The 25,446-nt window shown below is 72.2% G+C and carries 19 protein-coding genes; 10 read left to right on the top strand and 9 right to left on the bottom strand.

Annotated features, from left to right (window positions below):
- The first annotated feature begins 201 nt into the window (after positions 1–201).
- Both N8J89_RS10285 and N8J89_RS10290 read left to right on the top strand, forming a co-directional pair.
- Positions 202–3,561, top strand: a complete 3,360-nt coding sequence (locus tag N8J89_RS10285) for a phosphodiester glycosidase family protein (protein ID WP_349497462.1) — start codon at positions 202–204, stop codon at positions 3,559–3,561.
- Between the two features lie 245 nt (positions 3,562–3,806).
- Positions 3,807–4,877 carry a DUF4192 domain-containing protein gene (locus N8J89_RS10290; protein ID WP_283664100.1) on the top strand — a complete coding sequence of 357 codons (1,071 nt, stop codon included), beginning with the start codon at positions 3,807–3,809 and terminating at the stop codon, positions 4,875–4,877.
- Positions 4,878–5,109: 232 nt separating this feature from the next.
- Here the strand turns inward: N8J89_RS10290 and N8J89_RS41730 are convergent, their stop codons facing one another.
- The 5 genes from N8J89_RS41730 to N8J89_RS10315 form a co-directional block, all read right to left on the bottom strand.
- Positions 5,110–5,724: a helix-turn-helix domain-containing protein gene (locus tag N8J89_RS41730; protein ID WP_349497463.1), complete on the bottom strand. Its 615-nt coding sequence runs from the start codon at positions 5,722–5,724 to the stop codon at positions 5,110–5,112.
- Positions 5,725–6,472: 748 nt separating this feature from the next.
- A complete protein-coding gene (locus tag N8J89_RS10300) occupies positions 6,473–7,021 on the bottom strand; it encodes a flavoprotein (protein ID WP_283664101.1) in 549 nt (182 codons plus the stop codon).
- Between the two features lie 75 nt (positions 7,022–7,096).
- Positions 7,097–8,056 carry a UDP-glucose 4-epimerase GalE gene (gene galE, locus N8J89_RS10305; protein ID WP_283664102.1) on the bottom strand — a complete coding sequence of 320 codons (960 nt, stop codon included), beginning with the start codon at positions 8,054–8,056 and terminating at the stop codon, positions 7,097–7,099.
- Between the two features lie 118 nt (positions 8,057–8,174).
- Positions 8,175–9,581 carry a galactokinase family protein gene (locus tag N8J89_RS10310; protein ID WP_283664103.1) on the bottom strand — a complete coding sequence of 469 codons (1,407 nt, stop codon included), beginning with the start codon at positions 9,579–9,581 and terminating at the stop codon, positions 8,175–8,177.
- A gap of 259 nt (positions 9,582–9,840) precedes the next feature.
- Complete coding sequence (locus N8J89_RS10315; protein ID WP_283664104.1) at positions 9,841–10,533, bottom strand: iron-dependent transcriptional repressor DtxR; 693 nt, start codon at positions 10,531–10,533, stop codon at positions 9,841–9,843.
- 98 nt (positions 10,534–10,631) lie between these two features.
- On the opposite strand from N8J89_RS10315, the gene N8J89_RS10320 reads away from it, so the two are divergent.
- Together N8J89_RS10320 and tuf are read left to right on the top strand one after the other, a co-directional pair.
- The gene (locus N8J89_RS10320; protein WP_283664105.1) at positions 10,632–11,483 is read left to right on the top strand and encodes a sulfurtransferase; all 852 of its coding nucleotides are present in this window, start codon (positions 10,632–10,634) and stop codon (positions 11,481–11,483) included.
- A 313-nt stretch (positions 11,484–11,796) separates the two neighbouring features.
- On the top strand, positions 11,797–12,984 hold the full coding sequence (gene tuf, locus N8J89_RS10325) for an elongation factor Tu (RefSeq protein ID WP_283664106.1): 1,188 nt from the start codon (positions 11,797–11,799) through the stop codon (positions 12,982–12,984).
- 31 nt (positions 12,985–13,015) lie between these two features.
- On the opposite strand, the gene N8J89_RS10330 is transcribed toward tuf, so the two are convergent.
- Positions 13,016–14,473, bottom strand: a complete 1,458-nt coding sequence (locus tag N8J89_RS10330; protein WP_283664107.1) for an aldehyde dehydrogenase family protein — start codon at positions 14,471–14,473, stop codon at positions 13,016–13,018.
- A 66-nt stretch (positions 14,474–14,539) separates the two neighbouring features.
- On the bottom strand, positions 14,540–15,073 hold the full coding sequence (locus N8J89_RS10335; protein WP_252479221.1) for a MarR family winged helix-turn-helix transcriptional regulator: 534 nt from the start codon (positions 15,071–15,073) through the stop codon (positions 14,540–14,542).
- Positions 15,074–15,291: 218 nt separating this feature from the next.
- Here N8J89_RS10335 and N8J89_RS10340 point away from each other — a divergent pair, with 218 nt between their 5' ends.
- Both N8J89_RS10340 and N8J89_RS10345 read left to right on the top strand, forming a co-directional pair.
- The gene (locus tag N8J89_RS10340; protein WP_283664108.1) at positions 15,292–16,593 is read left to right on the top strand and encodes a glutamine synthetase family protein; all 1,302 of its coding nucleotides are present in this window, start codon (positions 15,292–15,294) and stop codon (positions 16,591–16,593) included.
- Positions 16,594–16,603: 10 nt separating this feature from the next.
- On the top strand, positions 16,604–17,968 hold the full coding sequence (locus tag N8J89_RS10345; RefSeq protein ID WP_283664109.1) for a pyridoxal phosphate-dependent decarboxylase family protein: 1,365 nt from the start codon (positions 16,604–16,606) through the stop codon (positions 17,966–17,968).
- Here the strand turns inward: N8J89_RS10345 and N8J89_RS10350 are convergent.
- Positions 17,918–19,354, bottom strand: a complete 1,437-nt coding sequence (locus tag N8J89_RS10350) for an AMP-binding protein (protein WP_283664110.1) — start codon at positions 19,352–19,354, stop codon at positions 17,918–17,920. The two genes, N8J89_RS10345 and N8J89_RS10350, sit on opposite strands and share 51 nt — an antisense overlap.
- Before the next feature lie 146 nt (positions 19,355–19,500).
- On the opposite strand from N8J89_RS10350, the gene N8J89_RS10355 reads away from it, so the two are divergent.
- The 4 genes from N8J89_RS10355 to N8J89_RS10370 are packed head-to-tail and all read left to right on the top strand — an operon-like array spanning position 19,501 to position 24,639.
- Positions 19,501–19,944, top strand: a complete 444-nt coding sequence (locus N8J89_RS10355) for an ester cyclase (protein WP_283664111.1) — start codon at positions 19,501–19,503, stop codon at positions 19,942–19,944.
- A 9-nt stretch (positions 19,945–19,953) separates the two neighbouring features.
- Positions 19,954–21,129: an acetoin utilization protein AcuC gene (locus N8J89_RS10360; protein ID WP_283664112.1), complete on the top strand. Its 1,176-nt coding sequence runs from the start codon at positions 19,954–19,956 to the stop codon at positions 21,127–21,129.
- 7 nt (positions 21,130–21,136) lie between these two features.
- Positions 21,137–23,851 (top strand): bifunctional acetate--CoA ligase family protein/GNAT family N-acetyltransferase, encoded by a 2,715-nt coding sequence (locus N8J89_RS10365; protein WP_283664113.1) that lies wholly within the window; start codon positions 21,137–21,139, stop codon positions 23,849–23,851.
- A gap of 20 nt (positions 23,852–23,871) precedes the next feature.
- Entirely contained in the window at positions 23,872–24,639 is a 768-nt protein-coding gene (locus N8J89_RS10370; protein WP_283664114.1) for a GntR family transcriptional regulator, read from the top strand.
- Here the strand turns inward: N8J89_RS10370 and N8J89_RS10375 are convergent.
- Positions 24,617–25,351, bottom strand: a complete 735-nt coding sequence (locus N8J89_RS10375; RefSeq protein WP_283664115.1) for an alpha/beta fold hydrolase — start codon at positions 25,349–25,351, stop codon at positions 24,617–24,619. The two genes, N8J89_RS10370 and N8J89_RS10375, sit on opposite strands and share 23 nt — an antisense overlap.
- Positions 25,352–25,446 lie beyond the last annotated feature (95 nt).

Here is a 25,446-nt window from a genome sequence, read left to right on the forward strand (position 1 = left end):
ACGTGGCGCGCCAGAACGCCCCCCAGAGTGCGCGCCACCTGCGGACCTCCCGGTCTTCACCCCCCTGGGCCGGGAGGTCCGCCCTTTTTCTGGCGTGTCATCCGACGTCCATCTGGCGGCTAGTCAAACTTCCTCCAGGTGCGTTGTCCTTTCTGTTGGCAATTCACCGAGCTGGATGTCCGTCCTGATCCGGAGGTCGCCGTGCGAGCCCTGCGCGCCACCGTCGCCCTGCTGTCGGTCCTCACCCTCACCACCGCCGTCCCCGTCCCGGCCATCGCCGACCGAGGCGGCGTCACCGCACCGCTGGGACCCCGCCCGATCGAGGACGCGCCCGCTGCCTCGACCGCCGACGGCGGCGTCAGCACCCTCACCACCGCCGCGCCCCGGGCGGACGCCCTGCCGGTGGCCGAAGTGACCTCGCCGGTCGCCCCCGGCCTCGACCTGACCGAGTTCGACCGCCTGGACGCCCGCGGCTGGATCCGCGGCGACGTCCTGACCGCCGACCTGGGCCGCGGCACCCTGCGCCCGGCCTACCTGAGTCCAGGCGTGGTCGCCGCGCGCAGCCCGCTCTCCGAGCAGGCCGCCGCCCGCGGTGTGGTCGCCGGCGTCAACGGCGACTTCTTCGACATCAACGCCACCGGCGCCCCGCTCGGCGTCGGCATGGACGCGGGCGCGCTGCGCCACGCCCCGGCCGCCGGCCACAACCTCACCGCGGCCATCGGCCCCGCCGACCTGGGCCGCCTCGCCGAGGTGTTCCTCGACGCGACCGTCACCCTGCCCGGTGGCGCCCGGCTGACCGGCACCAACCTGAACTCACCGGTCGTCGCGGCCAACGGCGTCGGTGTGTTCACCGCGCTGTGGGGCCACGCCTCCCGTCGTACCGCCACGGGCGCCGCGTCCAAGGCGACCGAGGTGGAACTGCGCGACGGTGTGGTGACCGCAGTCCGCCCCGCCCCGGGGGAGGGACCGATCCCGGCCAACACCGCCTACCTGCTGGGCGTCGACGCGGGCGCCGATCGCCTGGCTGCCCTCGTCCCGGGCCAGCGGGTCGAGGTGGCCTACAAGCCGCGCACCGACGGCCCGGTGCCGATCGCCGCGGTCGGCGGCAACCGGGTGCTGGTGAAGGACGGTGTCGTCCAGAACCTCGACGACACCACCATGCACCCGCGCACCGCCATCGGCTTCTCCGCCGACGGCCGTCGCCTGTGGATGGTGACGGTCGACGGCAGGCAGGCCGACAGCCGCGGCATGACCGAACGCGAGCTCGCCGAGCTCCTGCGCTCGTTCGGCGCCGACGACGCCTTGAACCTGGACGGCGGCGGTTCGTCCACGCTGCTGGCCCGCCGTCCCGGCGACAGCGCCGCCGGTGTGCACAACCAGCCCTCCGATGGTGGCGAACGCTTGGTGCCCAACGGAATCGGCCTGACCGCGAATCGCGGCAGCGGCCGCTTGACCGCCTTCCGCGTGGAACCGGCTGTCCGGGCCGGTGCGGCCGACCGAGTGCTTGCCGGTCAGACCCGTGCCGTGACTGCCCATGGTCACGACGAGACTGGTGCCCCTGTACCCGGCGAACCGACCTGGCGTGTTACCCCAACACGAGCAGGGAAGGTGTCGCGGGATGTGTTCCACGCTAGCACTTCCGGGAAGGCGACTGTGACCGCTTCCCGGGGTTCTGCCAAGGGATCGACGACTTTCACCGTATTGGGTAAAGCCGCCCGCATCGACTCCGACACCGAGCGCGTCGCCCTGTCCGGACTGGGCGCGCGCGGCCGGTTCCAGATCCTGGGGCAGGACGCCGACGGCTTCAGCACCTGGCTCGAACCGGCTGACGTGACCCTCGAGTACGACCAGCGAGTGGTGCAGATCAGCAAGGACCGCAACGGTTTCGTCGCCGCGGCCGTCACCGGGTCCGGTGCCACCGTGGTCAAGGCGAAGGTGGGCGGCCTGACCACGCACCTCGGCGTGACCATCGGCGTCAGCCCGCGCTTGGTCTCCACAATGGACGATCTGACCGGCTGGCAGGCCAGCGTCTTCCCCGCCGTGGTCGGCGCCGACCTCTCCCTGGTGCCGGGTCGCGACGGCGGCAAGGCGGTCAGCCTGAACTACCGGCTGACCGGCACCACCGCGACCAGAGCCGCCTACCTCAACGCCGACCCGCCCGCCCCGCTGCCGCCGGGCACCCAGCGGCTGGGCGTGTGGGCACACGGTGACAACAGCAAGGTGTGGCTGCGGATGACCGTGCTGGACGCCGCGGGCACACCCACTGTCATCGACCTCGCCCGCCAGGTCGACTGGACCGGCTGGCGCTACGTCGAGGCCCCGATCCCGCCCGCGCTGACCGGCCAGCTCCGCCTGCAACGGCTCTACGTGGTGGAAACCGATCGTGAACGGCAGTACGAGGGCAAGATCGCCTTCTCCGACCTCACCGCGCAGGCGGCCGTTCCGATCACCGTTCCCGCCGATCCCACGCCCCAGGACCCGGCGATCATCCGCACCGGCACGCTGGAACCCCGGCCGGGTGCCGTGCGCGTCGCAGTGGTCAGCGACGCCCAGTTCACCGCGGATGCCCCCGAAGGACCGCTGGTGGCGCAGGCCAGGCGCACCCTCCGCGAGGCGCTGGCCGCCCGGCCCGACGTGGTGCTCATCAACGGCGACCTGGTCGACCGCGCCCTCCCAGCTGACATGGCCCTGGCGCGGCAGATCCTGGACAGCGAGCTGGGTGACCGGATTCCGTGGTTCTACCTGCCAGGCAACCACGAGACCTACGGGCCGGGCGACACTTCCGAGTTCCGCAAGCACTTCGGCGCGACCCATCGGGTGGTGGACAAGAACGGCCTGCGGCTGATCCTGCTGGACTCCGCGCTCGGCTCGCTCCGCGCCGGCGGCTTCGACCAGCTGCGGGCACTGCGCACCGCCCTGGACAGCGCGGCGGGCGATGCGAACGTCAAGTCGGTCCTGGTCGCGATGCACCACCCGGTCGACGACCCGACACCCTCGGGCGCCTCGGAGCTGTCCGACCCGAAGGAAGCGAACCTGCTGACCACCTGGCTGTCCGACTTCCGGGCGAAGACCGGGAAACCGGCCGTCTCGGTGGCCTCGCACGCCGGGCTGTTCCACGCGACCAGGCGCGACGGCGTGCCGTACCTGATCAACGGCAACTCGGGGAAGGCGCCGGCCGCGGCACCCACTGACGGCGGTTTCACCGGCTGGACCCTGCTCCGCGTCGATCCGGCCGGGAGCAGTCCCGTCCAGGCCGAACAGCGTCCGCACGTCGACGGCCTGGTCCTGGACATCCCGGCCACGCTGACCCCGGGAACCAGCCACCAGTTGACCCCAGCCCTGCGCCAGGGCACGCGGACGTTCCCGATCGGCTACCCCATCGCCACGACCTACACCGCGAGCCCGGCCCTGCACCTGGGCCCACCGGCCACCGCGGGGCCGACGCACATCGCCGCCTTCGACCCGGCGACCAACACCCTCACCGCCCTGCGTCCGGGCACCGCCACGCTCACGCTGACCGTCAACACCACCGCGACCAGCAGCCCCGTCACCATCCGCTGATCCCGCCGCATCCCGCGACCTCCAGGGCTGGCTCGGCCCCGCACCACCACACGCCGAGCCAGCCCTATACACCATTCCGCCCCCACGCCCGCGCCAATCCACCTCCAAGATCGCGACCTATCCACAACCAGCCACCTGTCCACAGCCCCCCGCCGCGCCAGTTCCCTTCCCACCCGCCCTCCCGCCAATCTCGACCCATGACCACCGCCACAGCCACCCCACTCCGCCCATCCCGACCGACAACCGTGAAGCTCCGGGAACCCGGTGACGTCATCGCCGCCCTCCCGCCCCTCATCGGCTACCACCCGGACGACTCGCTCGTGGTCCTCTACTTCGCCAACAGCGACGATCTGGAGATCCAGCGCGTCCTGCGCGCGCCACTGCCCGAAGTGGCCGACGAGGAAGACCTCATCGCGTTCGTGTGCGACAACATCCTCAGCAGCGGAGCCACCGCCGTGCAGCTCTGCGTCATCGGCGGCGGCACCCGAACACCCGCGCCGCCCACGGATCCAGGCGAGCCCGCGCCCGTGGTGGCCCTGCCCACCCGGCCGCCGCGTCGCGCGCTGGTCCTCGCCCTCACCCAGGTACTGCACAAGCAAGGCGTCGAGGTCATGGAATCGCTCTGGGCGGAACACACCCGCCACAACGCTTTCTGGCAGGACTACGAACACCCCGACCTCACCGGAGTGGTCCCGGACCCGGACGTCTCACTGCTGAACGTGGCCACCGTCGCCTCGGGCGGTGTCACCTACGACTCGCGCGAGACGCTGGTCAACAGCCTGCGGGGCGAGGAGAGCGCGCTGAAACGCCGGAGCTGCCGACTCGACTGGCACGCGGACAACACGGTCCCCGGCGGCATGCCGACCGCGGGGGCCGGTATCCGCGCCATCCAGGCCGAGCTGAAGAACATCGCCGACGGCTCGTTCAAGATCACCGACAATCTCGTGGTGCGCCTCGCCATCGCCCTCAACGACCACCGGGTCCGGGACGTGGCGCTCACCATGACCCTCGGCAAGGAGAGCGGTCAGGCCGCCGAACGCCTGTGGCTGGAGCTGACCCGCGAGACCCCGGCCCCGGAATGCGCCGAACCGGCGACACTGCTCGCCTTCGCCGCCTACCACCGCGGCGACGGGGTGCTGGCCAACATCGCCCTGGAACGCGCGGAACAGGCACAGCCCGGTCACATGCTGGCTTCCCTGCTCGGCCGCGCCATCGACGCCGGACTGCCCCCGAAGGACGTGCTGGCCGCCATCAACAACTCCCAGCGGCCCGGTATGGACCTGGTCATCCCCACGCAGGCGGCCTCATCCGGCTGAGCCGATCCCGGCATGCCGTCGGCAGGCCCCACCGACAGCGGTCCAACGGCTCAGCTGAACACCACTCCATCGCACCACAACGATTTCGACCGGAAGCCGCTCCCGTGAACCGCCCAGCCCAGCGGCTCCAGCCGGAACAACCCACCGCACACCCCATCACAACCGCCGTCGCCCCAACGGCAACAACCCATCCCGCCCACACTGGAACCCGCCCGGCCGTCCACCGGAGGGTTCACCGATCCCGGTACCGCAGCAGTTCGCCCGGCTGACACCGCAACGCCTCACACAGCAGGGTCAGCGTGGAAAACCGGATGGCCCTGGCCTTCCCGGTCTTGAGATTGGAGAGATTCACGATGCTGATCTGAACCCGTTGGGACAGCTCGGTGAGCGTCATACCCCGGCGCTCCAGCAGCTCGTCCAGCAGCACCTCAACCCGATGGCCCTCGACCAGCTCGGCTGGCGACATCAGACAGTGCCCTCCACTTCCTCGCGCGACACCACACCACGCCAGACGATCTCCGAGACCGCCAGCACGACCAGTGCCCAGGCGATCGCCCGGCCACTGGAACATCGACGGCCTGGTCAGCACCACCCCGGTGAGCGCCGACCGTCCCAGTGAATCGAGCACACCGGCGACCAGGTTGCCGAGCAGCAACAGGAAACCGATGCGCCGGAACGACCGGGCCGTCGTAGCGGCGAACAGGGGCCGCTCACCCACGTTCGCCAGACGAACCACCCGCGCCACCAGGAACAGCACGACCACGTCCACCACCGCGTACGGCAGCCAGGTCAGCAGCGCCAACCAGAAGAACTCCGCTGAGCCGTCCCGATCAAGGAAGGTGATCACTCCGCCACCAACCCGGAAGCCCGGTGCCAGCCCCCTCCGGTGTGGCGGCGAGCACGTCCAGCTGGACCCCGCCCTGTCCCACCGCCGACTGGACGACCACCCCCACCAGCCGCGCGACGCCCAAGAACGCCGCCAGCGCCGCCACCGCCCGCAGCCATCGAGTCGGCGAACCAGTCCCCGCAACTCCCTGTTCCACGCGTCTCAACCCCCCTGATTTATCGATTTACGACAAATCACGCGGCCGCGTCCGGCCAGCCCAGCCCTCGCCCCGCCCCACGTCGAACTCCCGGAGGTGATCCCCAAGCCCACCACTCGAACCTCGTCGAGTGCCGCCCCCGGCACTCGCGTCCTGGGCGCGGTGTTGTGCCCCCGCCGTGCCCAAGACGCCCCGGCGTCCGCGTCCACAACCGCCTGTCCATCCCGTGCCCGAGCAACGAACATGTCTGTCCACTGTGGATTGAAGAGAGGAGGTGTCCACCGCGACGGCGTCACATCCCGTGGACCCACTACGCCTGGTCGGTTCGCGGCGATCGGCTCAGCTCAGAACAGCCCGCTGTCACACACCGCGCGTTCCGCTTCGGTGTCGCGTTCGCGCGAGCCGATCGCCGACGGCTTCACCTCACCCGGCGCTGGGTCGGAGGTCGCGTCAGGCAGCGGTGAGCGCGGGCAGTGACCGAGGTCGGGTCCTACGGTCAAGAGTGCCTGACCGTGGCATCCGCGCTCATGGGCGTTCCGCCGCAGGCTGGGACTAACTGAGCTCGTCCGCCACGGCGGCCAAGACCTGGTCCCAGGGAAGGACTGGGCCGCTGGCGGTGGGCAGGACTCGGACGCCGGCGTCGCGGAGGCGGTCCAGGTGACCCGGCCAGGCCGGGTGGCGGGTGGCGTCCACGGCGGCTCGGGGCAGCAGGATGACCGGGGTGCTGGGCATGCCGACCGCTTCGCACAGGTGGGTGAGGGCCTGGTTGTCGGACAGGCCCAGGGCCAGCTTGGCGATGGTGTTGGCCGTGGCCGGGGCGGCTGCGTAGCAGTCGGCCGGGGGATGCGGCTTGGGTTCGGTGGGCAGGCGTGCGGCCCAGCGGACCGGGAGGCCGGTGAGGTCTGCCAGTGGGGTGATGAGGTCGGCCGCTTCCAGCCACCTGGCGGCGGTTGGGGTGAGGGTGATGGCCACCCGCCAACCCTGGGCCAGGGCTGGGCGGACGAAGCCGTCGAGGAGCCCCTCGGCCCCGCCTGCCCCGGAGACGACCAAGCCGACCACGGGCGCGTGCTGGGCGGGCGCTGGCGCGTCCTGCGAGGCCACGAGTGCGGCTTGTCGGGCCGCGGGGTCGGGTGTGGTCGTCGGCGGGGTGGCGGGGACGGGGGTGTCAGGCACTGGTCAGCTGTTCCGGGCCTTGGTGAACGCCCAGGCGTCGGCGACGATGCCGGACAGGTCGGCGCGCTGGGGCTTCCAGCCGAGGTCCTCGCGGGCCCGGTCGCTGGCGGCGATGAGCACCGCGGGGTCGCCCGCGCGGCGGGGGGAGACCTTGGCGGGGATGGGGTGGCCGGTGACGGCGCGGCAGGTTTCGATGACCTGCTGGACCGAGAAGCCGGTGCCGTTGCCCAGGTTGAAGATCCGGTGCTCGCCGGGGGTGGCGTGTTCCAGTGCGAGGAGGTGGGCGTCGGCCAGGTCGACGACGTGGATGTAGTCGCGGACGCAGGTGCCGTCCTCGGTGGGCCAGTCGTCGCCGAAGACCTGGATCTGCTCGCGCTGGCCCAGGGCGACCTGGAGCACCAGCGGGATCAGGTGGGTCTCGGTGGCGTGGCGCTCGCCGAACTGGCCGTAGGCGCCGGCCACGTTGAAGTAGCGCAGGCTCATCGCGGCCAGGTTGTGCGCGGCGGCGTAGGAGGTCATCGCGTGGTCGATGGCCAGCTTGCTCGCGCCGTAGGTGTTGGTCGGGCTGGTCGGGGCGGTCTCCTGGATCGGGACCTCCTTCGGCTCGCCGTAGGTGGCGGCGGTGGAGGAGAAGACCAGGCGGGGGGTGCCGTGTTCCTTGATCGCGTCGAGGAGCTTCAGCGAGGTCACCACGTTGCCCTGCCAGTACTTGGCCGGGTCGGTCATCGACTCGCCGACCAGGGACTTGGCGGCGAAGTGCAGCACGCCGTCGAAGCCATCGGCGAGCAGGGTGCCCGCGACCTCGCCGATGTCGCCCTGCACGAACCGGGCGCCGGTGGGCACCGCGTCGGCGTGGCCGGTGGACAGGTCGTCCACCACGGTCACCTCATGTCCGGACTCCACCAACCGGGCGGCGCACACGCTGCCCACGTAACCGGCGCCGCCCGTGACCAGAAGCCTCACTACGTCCAACCTTCCTGTGGGAGAAAACTGCTGGTCGGCGGCCCGTGGGGTGGTGATGCCCGTGCGGGGCGCCGACCAGGTCAACCTAGCGAAGTGGCTTCCTCACCCGCTGGCGCGGCTACTGGTCGCGGCCCGCGCCAGCGGCCGGGACGCCGCTGAACAGGCGCGGCGGGGTCAGCTTGTGCGCGGCGAAGGCGGCCGTGACCTCGGTGCGGACGCGCTCGCCGTCCTCGACCCGGACCAGGGCGATCGCGGAGCCGCCGAAACCGCCGCCGGTCATCCGGGCACCCAGGGCGCCTGCCTTGAGGGCGGAGTCGACGGCGACGTCGAGCTCCAGGCAGGAGATGCGGTAGTCGTCGCGCATGCTGGCGTGCGAGGCGGTCAGGATCGGGCCGATCTCGGCGAGGTCACCCGCGCGCAGGTGGTCGACGGCGGCCAGGACCCGGGCGTTCTCGGTCACGATGTGCCGGACCAGGGGGCGCAGGTTCTCCGGGAGGACGGCTTCGGCCTCGGCCAGGCCGTCCAGGGAGACATCGCGCAGGGCGGGGATGCCGAGCAGCCGGGCGGCCTCCTCGCAGCCGGCGCGGCGGGCGGCGTAGCCGCCGTCGGTGTGCGAGTGGCTGGCCCTGGTGTCGATGACCAGGATCTCCAGGCCGCTGGCCGCGGCGTTGAACGGGACCTGCTCGGTCTCGCCGGAGCGGACGTCCAGGAACAGGGCGTGGCCTTCGACGCAGCGCAGGGACGCGGTCTGGTCCAGCAGGCCGGTGGGGGCGCCGACGAAGTCGTTCTCGGCGCGCTGGATCCAGCGCGCCAGGGCGGGCAGGTCGGGCGCGAGGCCACCGGAGGAGGTGGGCTGGCCGGAGGCGGAGCTGGCACCGGAGCCCGATGGCTGGCTGGGGCCAGGGACAGCGGGCTGGCTGGGGGAGTGGTTGGGGCCGGGGACAGCGGGCTGGCCGGGGGCGTGGCTGGGACCGGGGACGGCGGGCTGGCCGGGGAAGTGGCCGGGGCCAGGAGCGGCGGGCTGGCTGGGACCGGGGACGGCGGGGTGGCCGGGGGCGTGGCTGGGACCGGGGACGGCGGGGTGGCCGGAGAGGTCCAGGAGGGCCAGGGCGGTGGCGCATTCCAGGGCGTGGGAGCTGGACAGGCCCGCGCCGGCTGGGACGTTGCCCGCGATGAGCAGGGTGGCGCCGGTGACCGGGATGCCGTTCTCGCGCAGGGACCAGGCCACGCCGCTGGGGTAGGCGGCCCAGCCGGTGACCTTGCCCGGGGTCAGGTCGGCTACCGGGACGGGGTCGGCCTGGTTGAGCTTGCCGTCGTCGCCGAGGGTGGCCACCTGGAGCAGGCCGTCGGTGCGGGGGGCGCCGGCCACCGCGATGCGGTGCGGGATGGCGAAGGGGAGCACGTAGCCGTCGTTGTAGTCGGTGTGCTCGCCGATCAGGTTCACCCGGCCGGGGGCCGACCACACGCCGGTGGGTTCGCCGATGCGCGCGCGGAACTCCTCCGCCGCCCGTTGGGCCTGGTTCACACGTACTCCATGGATGAGAAGCGGGGCGGCATGCTTGCGCGGCCGGGCGGCGCTGGGTGGTGAGCGGGCTGGGCCCGGTGGCCGATGGGCTGGGTCCGGTGGTGCGGCTGGTGGGCTGGGCCCGATGGTGCAGCCGGTGGGCTGCGACCGGTGGTGCGGCTGGTGGGCTGCGACCGGTGGCCGGGTGGCTGCTGGGCTGGGGCCGATGCTGGGCGAGGCCGCCCGGACCCGCTGCTGGTGGCCAGCGGGCCGGACGGGCTCAGCGGGTTCGGACCAGGACCGCGTGTGCGATGTCGTAGGTCAGCTCGGCGGAGGCCGTGTCGCCGGTGACGCGCACCGGCTGGCTGGCGCCGGACTGGTGCACCTGCACCGAGCCGCCGGGGGTGATCCCGGCCGACTTCAGCTCGTTCATCAGGTCCGGGTCGGACTGCACGTGCTCGGCGATGCGGCAGACCTCCACCGCGCCGCCGCCCGCCCTGGCGATGTCGGTCAGGCGGCGCAGGTCCAGGTCCGCCGGCGGCGCTGGCTCGCCGACGCCCAGGCGGTCGAGGCCGGGGATCGGGTTGCCGTAGGGCGAGGTGGTGGGGTGGTTGAGCAGCTTGACGAGCTTGCGCTCGACCGCCTCGCTCATCACGTGTTCCCAGCGGCACGCCTCGCTGTGCACGTGCTCCCACTCCAGGCCGATGACGTCGACCAGCAGGCGCTCGGCCAGCCGGTGTTTGCGCATCACCGCGATCGCCCTGCTCCGGCCGGCGTCGGTCAGCTCGAGGTGCCGGTCGTCGGCGACCACGAGCAGCCCGTCGCGCTCCATCCGCGCGACGGTCTGGCTCACCGTCGGCCCGCTCTGCTCCAGTCGCTCGGCGATGCGGGCGCGCAGTGGAACCACGCCCTCTTCCTCAAGCTCGTAGATGGTGCGGAGGTACATCTCGGTGGTGTCGATGAGGTCGTTCACGCGCGTTCCCCTTCGTCGGGTTCAATGTTAGTCCTACTGGCTGACATCCATGGCGTTCACCCGGTGCCAGGAGTAATGCGGGCGGGCAGTATGGGGTGGTGCACCCGCTGATCACTCCCGCCGCGCTGGCCGAACTGCTCGCCACCGACCGCCCGCCGGTGGTCCTCGACGTCCGCTGGCGACTGGCCGGGCCGCCGGCGAAAGCCGACTACGACCGCGGCCACCTCCCTGGCGCGGTGTTCATCGACCTGGACGCCGACCTCTCTGCAACGCCCGGACCCCTCGGTCGTCATCCCCTGCCCGGCGCCGAGCACCTCCAGCACGTGCTGCGTGTGGCCGGGATCTCGGCCGGGCGGCCTGTGGTGGCCTACGACGCGGGGGACGGCTCGGTCGCCGCGCGGCTGTGGTGGCTGCTGCGCTGGGCCGGGCACCGCGAGGTCGCCGTACTCGACGGAGGTTACGCTGCGTGGACCGCGCAGGGACACCCGGTTACCGCCGAGGTGCCCGCCGTCCAGGCCGGTGACATCACCGTCGAGCCGGGGCACCTGCCGGTGCTGGACGCCGAGCAGGCCGGCAAGTGGGCCAGGGAGGCCCTGCTGCTGGATGCCCGCGCGCCGGAGCGCTACCGCGGCGAGGTGGAGCCGATCGACCCCGCCGCCGGGCACGTGCCGGGTGCGGTGAACGCGCCGTTCTCCGGGCACATCGGGCCGGACGGCACCTGGCGCGGCGCCGAGGAGCTGGCCGCGCGGTTCCGCGAGCTGGGGGTGGCCGAGGGCAAGCCGGTCGGCGCGTACTGCGGGTCCGGGGTGACCGCCTCCTCGGTCGTGCTGGCGCTGGAGGTGGCCGGGGTGACCACGCCGGAGGCGCCCGCCGCGTTGTACGCCGGGTCCTGGTCCAACTGGTCGGCCGATCCGAGCCGCCCGATCGCCACCGGCGAGCAGCCGGGCTGATTGGCAGGCACCGCAACGTAAATCGGATGACAGTGCGGGTCCGGCCCTGTCATCCTCCGTGGCATGTTCGGGACCGTCCACAGCGCACCGCTCGCAGGCCACTGCCTGCCGGGCGCGCTGTCGGCCGTCTCCGCTCGGCTGTCCGGCGCGCGAAGCTGACCCTCCTCCCGCTGTGGAGAACCGAAGGAGGAGGGTGGCCCGCCCCGGCGGCTCCCCGCTCTGTCACACAGCCGGGGGCCGTTGGCCGGTTCTCGCTTGACCCTCCCCGAACGTGAGGGTCGAGCCTGGTCTCATCCCGACCTGAGGAACAGCCATGAGCAAGCAGCAGTACACGCGGACCAAGCCGCACCTCAACATCGGCACCATGGGCCACGTCGACCACGGCAAGACCACGCTGACCACCGCGATCACCAAGGTCCTCGCCGAGCAGGCCGGCTCCACCACCGACTACGTCGCCTTCGACCGGATCGACAAGGCGCCGGAGGAGATCGAGCGCGGGATCACCATCAACATCGCGCACGTGGAGTACGAGACGCCGACCCGGCACTACGCGCACGTCGACATGCCCGGCCACGCCGACTACGTGAAGAACATGATCACCGGTGCGGCGCAGCTGGACGGGGCGATCCTGGTGGTCTCCGCCGAGGACGGCGCGAAGCCGCAGACCAGGGAGCACATCGTGCTGGCCAGGCGGATCGGCGTCGAGCACCTGGTGGTCGCGCTGAACAAGGCGGACGTGGTGGCCGACGAGGAGCTGCTGGAGCTGGTGGAGCTGGAGATCCGGGACCTTTTGTCCCGGTACGGCTTCGACGGCGACCGGGTGCCGGTGGTGCCGGTGTCCGGGCTGCGCGCGCTGGCGGGCGACCCGCGCTGGGTGAACAGCGTGCTCGACCTGCTGCGCGCGGTGGACGAGCACGTGCCGGAGCCGGTGCGGCGCCTCGACCTGCCGTTCCTGATGCCGATCGAGAACGTGCTCACCATCACCGGCCGCGGCACCGTGGTGACCGGCGCGGTGGAGCAGGGTTCGATCGCGCTGGGCGACGCGGTGGAGGTGGTCGGGCTGGAGCCGACCTTCGGCAGCGTGTGCACCGGACTGGAGACCTTCGGCAAGTCGCTGGACCGGGCGCAGGCCGGGGACAACGCGGCGATCCTGCTGCGCGGGGTCAAGCGGGAGCAGGTGCAGCGCGGGCAGGTGCTGGCGCTGCCCGGCAGCGTGCGCCCGCACACCGCCTTCCGCGCGCAGGTGTACGTGCTCTCCGCGCAGGAGGGTGGCCGCCGGACGCCGTTCCACGCCAACTACCGGCCGCAGTTCCACTTCCGCACCGCGGACGTGGTGGGCGAGGTCGAACTGCCCGAGGGTGACGTGGTGCGGCCGGGCGACTCGGTGGAACTGACCGTGCGCCTGGGCAAGCCGGTCGCGATGGACGCGGGCCTGGGGTTCGCCATCCGTGAGGGTGGCCGGACCGTGGGCGCGGGCACCATCAGCGAGCTGCTCGACTGAAGCACTGGACTGGCCCCGCGAAACCGTGGGGTCAGTCCAGCAGTCCGTCCGGGGCGAACACGGTGTTCTTCACCTCGCAGTAGAAGTCGAAGCTCCACTGCCCGCCGCCGCGCCCGATGCCGGACTGCCTGGCCCCGCCGTAGGGCGCGCGCAGGTCGCGGACCGCGTGGCAGTTCACCCACACCGTGCCCGCCACCAGGCTCGCGCTCACCCGGCGGGCGCGTTCGGTGCTGCCGGTGAACACCGTCGCGGTCAGCCCGTGCCTGCTGTTGTTGGCCAGGGACAACGCCTGCGCCTCGGTCTCGAAGGTTTGCAGGGTGAGCACCGGGCCGAGGACCTGCTCGGTGAGGATCTCCCCGCCCGGCGGCGGATCGGCGAGCAGGGTGGGCTGGAAGTACAGGCCGCCGAGCCGCGCGTTGCGGGAGCCGCCGAGCAGCGGCCGGGCCCCGGCAGCCAGCGCGCGGCTGACGTAGCCGTCGATGCGGCGCAGGTGCTCGCGGTGGATCTGCGGGCCGACGTCGGTGCGCACATCCCTCGGGTCGCCCTGCCGGATGGCGTTGGCGCGCACCAGGAACCGGGTGGTGAACTCCTCCGCGACCTGGCGCTGCACCAGCAGCCGGGCGCCGGTGCGGCCCAGCTGCCCGGCGTGGTCGAACTGCTCGACCGCGATCGCGGCCGCCTGGTCCAGGTCGCTGTCGGCGAAGACCAGGATCGGCGACTTCCCGCCCAGCTCCAGCGAGACCGGGGTCAGCGTGGCCCCGGCCGCCGCGGCCACCCGACGACCGGCCGCGGCCGATCCGGTGAAGGCCAGCCTGGCCAGTCCAGGATGCGCGGCCAGCGCGGCGCCCGCCTGTTCGCCGGTGCCGTGCACCAGGTTCAGCACCCCGTCGGGCAGGCCGGCCTCCGCGGTGATCCGGCACAGCAGCGCGGCGGTCAGCGGCGCCCACTCGGCCGGTTTCAGCACCACCGTGTTGCCCGCGGCCAGCGCGGGGGCGATCCGCCAGGTGGCCTGCGGCAGCGGCGAGTGCCACGGGGTGATCAGCCCGCACACCCCGGCGGGCTCCCAGCTGACGTGGTTGCGGTGCGCGCGCAGGTGGAAGTCGGGGTGGTGCAGCTCCAGCAGCCGGTCGGCGAAGAACCGGAAGTGGTGGGCCACCCTGGGCAGGGTGACCCGCAGGTGGGTGCGCAGCAGGCCGCCGCTGTCCACCGTCTCCACCGCGGCCAGGTGGTCCAGCCGGACCAGGATCTCATCGGCGATGGCGTGCAGCAGCTCGGCGCGTTCCTCCCTGGTGGTGCGGGAGAAGTCGCGGAAGGCCCTGCGCGCGGCGGTGACCGCGGCGTCCACCTCGGCCGCTCCGCCCGCGGCCAGCTCGGCCACCGGCTGCTCGTCCAGCGGGGAGAGATCGGTGAACCGCCGCGCCGAGGCGACCCAGTCGCCACCGATCCAGTGATCCTCGGGGATGCGCACCCCGGCGACGGTCGCGACCATCTCCGCCACCTAACTTGTACGGCTCCAAACAAGTTAGGTCGGGCTCAGAAGCGGGTCAACCGCCGATCAGCTCTGTTCGCGCAGGGCGGCCCGGCGCGGCTCGCCCTCGCGTTCCAGGTGCCCGATCAGCCCGCGCAGGGTGGTGGCCAGCTGCTGGCGGCGGGAGCTGGACAGCTCGTCCACCACGAAGGACTCCTCGGCGTTGAAGGCCGGGAACAGCTTGCGCATCAACCGTTTGCCCTTGGCGGTCAGGTGCAGCACCACCAGCCTGCCGTCCGCGGCGTGCTCGCGCCGCTCGATCAGGCCGTTCTGCTCCAGCGTCTTGACCACGCCGGTGAGCGTGCCCTTGGTGATCCCGGCCTCGGCGGCCACGTGCCTGGTCTCCATGTCGCCCCAGATCCAGACCACCCACAGCACCACGAACCCGGTCCAGGTCAGCCCGGCCGGGCGGAGGATGACGCTTTCCATGTGGTTGCGCACCGCGACCGCGGCTCGGTGGATGTTGGCGACCGCGGCCATTGCCTCGAAGTCCAGCGGCAGGTCGCCGAGCCGCTCCCGGACCGCGTGCTCGGTCTCCTGGACGGTGCGCTGTGTGGTCACGCGATCATTGTGCGGGTTGTCGGCCGCGCCGTCCGAGTGAACGTGTCAGGCGTGCCCAAATCGTTTGCTTCCCTGATAGTGGAACAGCCTGCGCCAGCACGGGTGTATGCGCATGCAAATGGGCGCCAAAGTTCATTTGGTGCCAAACGATCGACCCTTGTGCGGGTTGTTGGCGGCTCGTATTGTTCGCATCCAAACAAGTTTTCGGAGGGTCGGGGATGGTGCCAGACGACGGGATCGACCTGGTCCGGGTGCTCTTCCCCGACCTGCTGGGCATCCCGCGCGGCAAGGAGGTCCCGGCCCGGCTGCTGCCGGAGCTCGCCGAGCGCGGACTCTCCTTCTGCCGCGGGGTCTACTACACCAGCGCGCGCGGGCAGAACATCCCGGCGCCTGCCGCGCTGGGGGCCGGGCTGCCCGATGTGGTGGCCCGGCCGCTGCTGGACACGGTCACCCCGCTGCCCTGGGCGTCGGGAACCGCCTGGTGCCTGGCGGAGGTGACCGAGCCGGGCGGGCCGCCCGCGGTGGAGGACCCGCGGGCGGCCCTGCGCCGGGTGCTGACCAGGTTCACCGCCGAGGGGCTCAGCCCGGTGCTCGGCCCGGAGCTGGAGTTCTTCCTGCTGGAGCCGGTGGACGGCGGCTTCCGCAGGTACGGGCCGGGGCTGGGCGACATCTACACCACCGGCCGCAAGGGTGATCCGCGTGGCCTGCTGCCGCACTTCCTGCGCGGGCTGACCGGGATGGGCCTGGACATCCTCGGCGGCAACCACGAGTTCGGGTCAGGGCAGTTCGAGATCAACCTGGGCCACGCGCCCGCGCTGGCCGCGGCCGACGCCTGCTTCGGCTTCAAGTTCGGCGTGCGCGAGCTGGCCGCCGCGCACGGGCTGCACGCCACCTTCATGGGCAAGCCGTTCAACGACGACGGCGGTTCCGGGTTCCACCTGCACCTGTCCATCGTCGACGGCGAGGGCCGGAACCTGTTCGACGACCCCGAGGGCGAGCACGGGCTCTCCGCGCTGGCCCGGCACGCGGTGGCCGGCATCCTGGCGCACGCCCCCGCGCTGACCGCGCTGCTCGCGCCCACGGTCAACGCCTACCGCCGCCTCCAGCCCGACACCCTGGCCCCGTTCCTCATCGACTGGGGCCTGGACAACCGGTGCGCGCTGGTGCGGGTGCCGCCGGAACGCGGCGACGGGGCCCGGCTGGAGGTGCGGCTGGGTGACGCCGCGGCCAACCCCTACCTGGGCGCGGCCGCCGTGCTGGCCGCCGCGCACCTGGGCATCGAAGGCGAGCTGGCGCCGGGAGAACCGTTGGCCGGGTACGGCTACGACCCGGTGCGATCGGGTGCGCTGCCGGGTGATCTGGGTTCGGCGCTGGACGCGCTGGCCGCCGACACCGCGCTCACCGAGGTGCTCGGCGCCGGGCTGGTCGAGGCCTTCACCGCGGTCAAGCGGTTCGAGGTGGCCGAGTTCGCCAGGTACGTCACCGACTGGGAGTTCCGCGAGTACGCCCACCACCTGTGAGGAGACGAAGGTGAACCTCCGGCACTGGCTCAGCGCCGCCGTGGACGCGCACGAGTCCTGGGCGAAGGGCTTCGGCGACTTCAGCCCGCACCCCGCGCTGCACGTGGACGAGACCCGCTTCGGCGAGGCGCTGGGCGAGCTGGGCGAGCGGCTCAGGGACAACTACCCGTTCTTCCACCCGCGCTACGCCGGCCAGATGCTCAAACCGCCGCACCCGGCCGCGGTCGTGGGCTACCTGGCCGCGATGCAGATCAACCCGAACAACCACGCCCTGGACGGCGGGCGGGCCACCGCGGAGCTGGAGAAGGAGGTGGTGGCGCAGCTGGCCGGGATGTTCGGCTACCGCACCCATCTGGGCCACCTCACCAGCAGCGGCACCATCGCCAACCTGGAGGCGCTGTTCGTGGCGCGGGAGACCCATCCCGGCAAGGTGGTGCTCTACAGCGCGGACGCGCACTACACGCACAGCCGGATGTGCCAGGTGCTCGGCGTGGCCGGTGAGCCGGTGCCGGTGGACGCGGGTGGGCGGATGGACCTGGACGCGCTGGCCGACCGGCTGCGGCGCGAGGATGTCGGCACGGTGGTGCTCACGCCGGGCACGACCGGCCTCGGCGCGGTGGACCCGGTCCACGAAGCCCTTGCGCTGAAGGAGAAGTACGGCGTGCGCATCCACGTGGACGCGGCCTACGGCGGGTTCTTCTCGTTGGTGGCCGGGGAGTTCGGCGTCCCGGCCGAGCCGTTCGCCGCGATCGCGGGCTGCGACTCGGTGGTGGTCGACCCGCACAAGCACGGCCTGCAACCCTACGGCTGCGGCGCGGTCCTGTTCGCCGATCCCGCCGTTGGCCGCTTCTACCGGCACGACTCGCCGTACACCTACTTCACCTCCGACGAGCTGCACCTGGGCGAGATCTCCCTGGAGTGCAGCCGGGCCGGGGCCGCCGCGGCCGCGCTGTGGCTGACGCTGAAGGTGCTGCCGCTGACCAGGAACGGACTGGGTGCCGTGGTGGCCGCCGGACGACGGGCCGCGGTGCGCTGGGCCGAGCTGATCGAATCCTCGGAAACCCTGTCCCTGTACCAGAAGCCCGAACTCGACATCGTCAGCTATCTGCCGAACTTGGCCACACTGTCCGAAGTGGACAGAGTGAGCGCGGGGGTGATGGACCGGGGCATGACCGATCCGGCGGACCCGGTGTTCCTGGCCACCTACACCGTCACCGCCGAGGCGCTGCGGGCCAGGGGGCACCGGCTCACCGAGGACGCCGTGCAGGCCCGGATCCTGCGCAGCGTCCTGATGAAGCCCGAGCACGAGTCCACTGTGGACGGACTACATGCCAGGGTGGAAGCCCTGGTCGGTGGCGATGAGCTGTTTGCGTAGCAGGTTCTTGCGCACCTTGCCCATCTCGTTGCGGGGCAGCTCGGGCACCAGCTCCAGCCGGTGCGGCTGGTACCACTCGGTCATCCCGCGCTCGGTGAGGTAGGCGCGCAGCTGGGCCAGGGTCGGCGGCGCGCCCTCGGGCACCACCACCGCGCAGGCCAGCTCGCCGTGCGCCCGGTCCGGGTAGCCGACCAGCGCGACCTGGCCCACCGCTGGGTGCCCGGCCAGCTCGTCCTCGACCTCCTTGACCAGGATCATCGAGATCCCGCCGATCCGGTCCACCGCGCGCCCGGTCACCCTGATCCCGCCGTGCCCGTCGGGCTGGGCCAGATCCCCGGTGTCGTACCAGCCTTCCTCGGCCAGCACCCGGACCGCGCCGCTGCCGGTGTCCATTGTGGCCAGTGCCGCGGCCGCGCCCCTGATGCGCAGCGGCGACTCGCCGCCGGGCGCCAGGTCGAACTCCAGGTGCGGCCCGAACCGGCCGTCGCTGCGGGTGGCGAAGTCCGCCGGATCAGTGGCCCTGGTCCAGCTGAACCCGCCCTCGGTCATCGCCCACAGCGCGCGCAGCGGCAGCCCGAACTGCCCGGCCACCTCGCCGGCGAGCTGACGCGGCACCGGCATCCCGCCGGCCATGACGCAGCGGAAGGACAGCGGCAGCGGATTTTCCCGCTGTGCGGCCAGGATCGCGGAGAGGAACGGCGGCGCGGCGGCCAGAACGGTCGCGCCCTCGGCGGAGATCAGCCGGTGCAGCGCCACCGGGTCCCACTCGTCCTGGTACAGCGCGGTGCCGCCGGTGAGCAGCGGCAGCAGCACGCCGAAGGCCAGCCCGGCGATCCGGGACAGCGAGTGCGGGGTCACCGTGACCACCGGATCGCCCAGGTCCTCCACCGCGGTGAAGTGGGCCAGCGCGGCGTGCAGTGTGTTGTGGCTGTGCAGCACGGCCTTCGGCTCGCCGGTGGTGCCGGAGGTGAACAGCACCAGGAACACCCGGTCCGGATCATCCGCTGACCCGTCGTCCCCGGCGTCCCAGTCACCGTCGGTGTAGTAGGGCAGATCCTCGGCCAGCACGCTGATCCGCGCGCTGGTCCACTCCTGGAACCTGGCGCGCTCACGCGGCCCCATGCTGGCCATGATCGGCGCCGCGACCGCGCCGACCGCCGCGCAGGCCAGGGTCAGCGCGGCGTTCTCCCACCGGTTCGGCAGCTGGAAGGAGACCACCTCTCCCGGCAGCACGCCTTGCGCGCGCAGCGCCGCGGCGAACCGGAACACCTGCCGGTGCAGCTCGCGATAGGTCAGGCAAACGGTTTCAGCTCCTCCGGCGACCTGGGCCACGATCGCCCTGCGGTCCGGGAAGGTCGCCGCGGCCCGGCGCAGGTCGGACAACACGGTCGCCGCACGCCACACACCGGCGGCGCGGCAGGAGTCGGCAAGCTCTCGATCCGGGGCGGAAATCCGAGGAATAGCCACGAGGTTCGATCGTGCCGGGGCACCATGGGCCGGACAACCACCCGTAGTGAGCAAGGAGTGCCAAGGTGTCAGTGAACTCGGAGCTGAGGGCTGCCCGCGAAGCGATCGTGCGGGAGCACATGGAGTCGGAGAACCGGCACGAGTTCGACGTGACCCTGGGCACTTTTGAGCACCCGCGCTACGAGATCATGGCCACCGGGGACGTCTACGACGGGGCCGAGGCGGTCAGCCGGTACTTCGAGGAGAGCCGCACCGCCTTCCCCGACCAGCGCAACGAGCTGATCGCTCTGCACCACGCCGACGACGCGGTGATCGTGGAGTTCCTGCTCAAGGGCACCCACCAGGGCCCGCTGCGCGGCATCCCGGCCACTGGCAAGTCCTTCACCGTGCCGGCCACCGCGTTCTTCGTCTTCGAGGGCGCGGACCTGGTCTGCGAACGGGTCTACACGGACATGCTCAGCATCCTGGTGCAGCTCGGCATCATCCCCATCCAGGGCCTGTCGGGGTAAGTTCGGGCCATGGGAGAGCGGGTCGCGGTCGTGTGGGACGAGTCCTTTCTGAGCTACGACCTCGGCGGGGACCATCCGCTCAACCCGGTCCGGCTCGACCTCACCGTGCGGCTGGCCCGCGCGCTGGGCGTGCTGGACGGGGTGCCGTTCCACCAGCCGGTGCCGGCCACCGAGGCCGAGCTGGAACGGGTGCACGAACCCAGCTACCTGGCCGCGGTGCAGGCCGCGCCCACCTCGGCCTGGGAGGTCGGGCACGGCCTGGGCACCCCGGACAACCCGGTCTTCGAGCACATGCACGAGGCATCGGCGCTGGTCGCGGGCGGTTCGCTGGTCGCGGCCCGTGCGATCGCGGAGGGCCGGGCCGACCGCGCGGTCAACCTGGCGGGCGGCCTGCACCACGCGATGGCCGGGCACGCGGCCGGGTTCTGCGTCTACAACGACTGCTCGGTGGCCATCGCCGACCTGCTCGCCAACGGTGTCGAGCGGGTGGCCTACCTGGACGTGGACGTGCACCACGGCGACGGCGTGCAGGCCGCCTTCTACGACGATCCACGCGTGCTCACCATCTCCCTGCACCAGCACCCGCTGACCCTGTGGCCGGGCACCGGCTACCCCCGTGAGCTGGGCATCGGCGAGGCCGAGGGCACCTCGGTCAACATCGCGCTACCGCCGCGCACCACCGACGCGGGCTGGCTACGCGCCTTCCACGCCACCGTGCCCTCACTGCTCCAGGCGTTCCGTCCCCAGGTGCTGGTCACCCAGTGCGGCGCGGACACCCACCGGGAGGACCCACTGGCCGACCTGTCGCTGTCGGTGGACGGGCACCGGGCCACCTACCAGGCGCTGCGCGAGCTGGCCGAGACCTACGCCGGCGGCAAGTGGCTGGTGCTCGGCGGTGGTGGGTACGCGCTGATGCGGGTAGTCCCGAGGTCGTGGACCCACCTGCTCGCCACCGTGCTGGACCGCGACCTGGACCCGGCTACCGCACTGCCGGCCGAGTGGATCGCGCACACGGCGCGACTCGCGCCACACGTGCCGCTGCCGACCTCGATGACCGACGAGTGCGACCCTGTGTTCGTGCCGTGGGACGACACCGCCGGTGACGCCGTGGACTCCGCCATCAGGGACACCCGGCGGGCGGCCTTCCCCTTGCACGGCCTCGACCCCGATGATCCACGCGACTGAGGGACCGATGAGCGAGACCGAGCCGGACCCGTTCGACTACCCGCGGCAGTGGGAGGCCGACGTCGTGCTGTCCGACGGCGGCACGGTGCACCTGCGGCCGATCACCCCCGACGACGCCGAACGCCTGCGCGCCTTCCACGGCAGGCTCTCCGAGCGCACCCGCTACCTGCGCTACTTCGGGCCGTACCCGCGCATCCCGGACCGCGATCTGAAACGGTTCACCACGGTGGACCACCAGCACCGGGTGGCGCTGGTCGCGCTGCTCGGCGACGAGATCGTGGCGGTGGGACGGTTCGACCGACTGAGCGGCACCGGCAAGGCCGCGCTGATCAAGTCACCGGTCAGCGCGCAGGCGCCTGATGGCGAGCTGGCCGAGGTCGCGTTCGTGGTGGAGGACCCGCACCAGGGCCGGGGCCTGGGCTCGATCCTGCTGGAACACCTCACCGCGGCCGGGCGCGAGGTCGGGGTACGGCGGTTCGTGGCCGAGGTGCTCGCGGAGAACCGCCAGATGGTGCGGGTGTTCCGGGAGGCCGGCTACGAGGTCAGCCGGGCCTTCGACGAGGGCGTGCTGCACCTGGAGTTCGCCATCGACCCCACCGAGGAGTCACTGGCCGTCGCGCACTCCCGGGAGCAGGCCGCCGAGGCGCGCAGCGTGCACAACCTGCTGCACCCGCGCTCGGTGGCGGTCATCGGCGCCTCCACCGACCACGCCAAGGTCGGCCACGCGGTGCTGAGCAACCTGCTGGTCGCCGACTTCGCCGGACCGGTCTACCCGGTCAACGCCGAGCACCGCTCGGTGCGCGGGGTGCGCGCCTACCCGACGGTGCTGGACATCCCCGACGACGTGGACCTGGCGGTGGTCGCGGTGCCTGCCGCCAGGGTCGGCGAGGTGATGGACGCCTGCCTGGCCAAGGGGGTGAAAGCCCTGGTCGTGGTCAGCTCCGGGTTCGCCGAGACCGGCACCGAGGGCGCCACCCGGCAGCGCGAGCTGGTCACCGAGGCGCGGGCGCACGGCATGCGGGTGGTCGGGCCGAACGCGCTCGGCGTGGTCAACACCGACGGCGCGGTGCGGCTCAACGCCAGCCTCGCGCCCACCCTGCCCGGCCGCGGCCGCACCGGCTTCTTCTGCCAGTCCGGCGCGCTGGGCAGCGCGATCCTGGCCACCGCGGCCGAACGCGGGCTGGGCCTGTCCACCTTCGTCTCCGCGGGCAACCGCGCGGACGTCTCCGGCAACGACCTGTTGCAGTACTGGGAGACCGATCCGGCCACCGATGTGGTGCTGCTGTACCTGGAATCCTTCGGCAACCCGCGCAAGTTCGGGCGGCTGGCCCGGCGGCTCGGCCGGTCCAAACCGATCATCGCGGTCAAGTCGGGACGGCACGCGGTGCGGCCCGGCCTGGCGGCCACCTCGGTGGCGGTGGACGAGGCCAGCGTGCAGGCGCTGTTCGAGCAGGCCGGGGTGGTCCGGGTCGAGTCACTGGCCCAGCTGTTCGACACCGCGCTGCTGTTCGCGCACCAACCACTGCCCGCCGGACCCCGGGTGGCGATCGTGGGCAACTCCTCGGCGCTGGGCATGCTCGCCGCCGATTCCGCGCTGGCACAGGGACTGGAGCTGGCCGCGGAGCCGATCGACGTCGGGCCCTCGGCCACGCCTGAGGTCTTCGCCGAGGCGGTGCGCGCGGCGGTCTGCCGGGAGGACGTGGACGCGCTGGTGGCGGTGTTCGCGCCACCGGTCGCGGTGCCGGGCACCGCCTACGCGCGGGCGCTGCGTGAGGCCGTCTCGCAGGGCTGCGGCGCACGCAAGCCGGTGGTGTCCACGTTCCTGGCGGTGGAGGGTGTGCCTGCCGAGCTGGCGGTGCCCGGACCGGACGGCTCACCAGGACCTGGCTCGCTGCCGTCCTACCCGAGCCCGGAGCGCGCGGTGCTGGCGCTGTCCAGGGCGGTCCGGTACGCGCAGTGGCGATCCGCGCCGCAGGGCCACTTCCACCGCCCATCGGACCTCGACCCCGGCCGGGCCCGCGCCCTGGTGGAGCAGTGGGTCAGCGCCGAGGAGGTCGAGCTCACCGACGACCAGGCGCGCGATCTGCTGGCCTGCTACGGGATCTCGATCGTGCCCTACCGGGTGGTGTCCGATGTGGACGAAGCGGTGGCCGCGGCGGCCGAGCTCGGCTATCCGGTGGCGCTGAAGTCGGTGAGCGAACGCCTGCGGCACCGCACCGACTTGGTGGGCGTGCGCCTTGACCTGCCCGGGAAGTACGCGGTGCGCTCGGCGTATGAGGACCTGCGCGCGGTCTCCGGGGTGGCCGAGGTGTACGTGCAGCGGATGGCCCCCAAGGGCGCGTCCTGTGTGATCGGCCTGCAGGACGACCCGTCCTTCGGCACGCTGGTCTCCTTCGGACTGTCCGGTGTGGTCAGTGACCTGCTCGGCGACCGCGCCTACCGGGCGGTGCCGCTCACCGACGTGGACGCCGACCGCCTGGTCCGCGCGCCCAAGGCCGCCCCGCTGCTCACCGGCTACCGCGGCGCCGAGCCCGCGGACCTGGACGCGCTGGCCCAGCTCGCGCTCCGGGTGGCCGCGCTGGCCGAAGACCTGCCGGAGGTCCGATCCCTTGCCCTGGAACCGGTGCTGGCCTCCGCGGCCGGCGCGTTCGTGACCAGCGCGCGGGCCTGCCTCGGGCCGCCACCGTCCCGGCCGGACAGTGGGCCGCGCCGACTTCGCTGACTGGACATATGGTTGATCACATGCCACCTGCCCAGCCAGCGCACCGTGCCGGGGAACCGGTCCGCGACGGAATCCCCGAGCACGGACGGATCCCCCGTTACTACGCGGTGAAGGTGCAACTGCGCGCGGTGATCGAGGAGCTGGGTCCGGGCGCGATGCTGCCCAGCGAGCGCGAGCTGGCCGAGCGGTTCGGCGTGTCCAGGGTCACGCTGCGGCAGGCCGTCGGCGAGCTGGTGCTGGAGGGCAAGCTCCAGCGCAGGCACGGCAGCGGCACCAGCATCGCGCCGCCCAAGCTGAGCCAGCCGCTGTCGCTGTCCAGCTACACCGAGGGCATGCGCGCCCAGGGCGTCCGCCCCGGCCGCAACCTGATCACCCTGGAACGCCTCACCGCCGACTCCGGCCTCGCTGATGATCTGCGGATCGAGCTGGGCGCGCCGGTGGTGCACATCGAACGGGTGCTGCTGGCCGACGACGAGCGGGTCGGCCTGGAGTCGACTTACCTGGCCGAGCAGCGCTACCCGGGCCTGCTGGAGGTCTTCGACCCGGCCGAGTCGCTCTACGCCTGCCTGCAACAGCAGCTGGGCGTGGTCTTCGCCGAGGCCGAGGAACGGGTGGAGACGGTGCTGGCCACCCCGCGCGAGGCGCTGCTGATCGGCACCAACCCGGCCCTGCCCATGCTGCTGCTGCACCGCATCTCGGTCGACCCGGACGGCAACCCGATCGAACGGGTCCGCTCCCTGTTCCGCGGCGACCGGTTCAGCTTCGTCACCCGCCTGCGACCGAACTGAGGAACCCCAGCACCAGCCCCGCCCACTCCGGGCCGCGTTCCACCGCCACCGCGTGCCCGCAGTCCAGCTCCACCAGTCGAGAGCCGGGGATGCCCTCGGCCAGCACCCGCGAATGTCCAGGCGTGGCAAGGGCATCGGCGCGGGCGGGGATCACGAGTGTGGGCACCCGGATGCCGGCCAGCTCGGCCCGGACGTCCACCGCGAGGGCCATCTCCAGCTGGTGCAGCACGCCCGGCGTCGGGTCCTCGGCCAGCCACTTGGCCAGCCCCGAGACCATGGCTGGCACGTCGTTGGTGGCGAGGTGGGACTCGCTGTGGCACATCAGGGTCAGGTACTCGGCCAGGGCGTCGCGGTCACCGGACTCGACCAGTCGCCGCCAGAGGGTGAGGGCCAGGCGGAGGTGTGGTTCGGGGTAGGCGAAACCGGCGGTGAGGACCAGGCCGGTGACCCGGTCCGGGTAGCGGCTGGCGATGCGCACGGCGACGGCGGAACCGGTGGAGAAGCCGAGCACCGTGAAGGGGCCGGTGACCTCGGCGACCAGGCGGTCGGCGAGGCGGTCCAGGGTGAGCGGCTCGGCGGGGGTGGCGCCGGAGCCGGGGTAGTCGCGGGCGATGACGTTGTGGTCGCGGGACAGCGGGGTGAGGAGGGGGCCGAAGCTGTCCTCGATGGTGCTGCCGACGCCGTGGGTCAGCAGGACGGTGGGGCGGGTCATGATCGCGACGGTAAACGCTGACATTGCTGTGAGGGTCAAGCCCAAAAATCACGAACTGGTAACTGGTCTAGTTCTCCTTTGGCTGGGAGTTCACC

Source organism: Crossiella sp. CA-258035, assembly GCF_030064675.1.
Lineage (GTDB): Bacteria > Actinomycetota > Actinomycetes > Mycobacteriales > Pseudonocardiaceae > Crossiella.

Excerpts from the sequence above, each read along its gene's own strand:
- tuf (WP_283664106.1), top strand. The coding sequence starts at position 11,797 with ATGAGCAAGCAGCAGTACACGCGGACCAAGCCGCACCTCAACATCGGC.
- N8J89_RS10330 (WP_283664107.1), bottom strand. The coding sequence starts at position 14,473 with ATGGTCGCGACCGTCGCCGGGGTGCGCATCCCCGAGGATCACTGGATC.
- N8J89_RS10340 (WP_283664108.1), top strand. The coding sequence starts at position 15,292 with ATGGTGCCAGACGACGGGATCGACCTGGTCCGGGTGCTCTTCCCCGAC.
- N8J89_RS10360 (WP_283664112.1), top strand. The coding sequence starts at position 19,954 with ATGGGAGAGCGGGTCGCGGTCGTGTGGGACGAGTCCTTTCTGAGCTAC.
- N8J89_RS10365 (WP_283664113.1), top strand. The coding sequence starts at position 21,137 with ATGAGCGAGACCGAGCCGGACCCGTTCGACTACCCGCGGCAGTGGGAG.
- N8J89_RS10370 (WP_283664114.1), top strand. The coding sequence starts at position 23,872 with ATGCCACCTGCCCAGCCAGCGCACCGTGCCGGGGAACCGGTCCGCGAC.
- N8J89_RS10375 (WP_283664115.1), bottom strand. The coding sequence starts at position 25,351 with ATGACCCGCCCCACCGTCCTGCTGACCCACGGCGTCGGCAGCACCATC.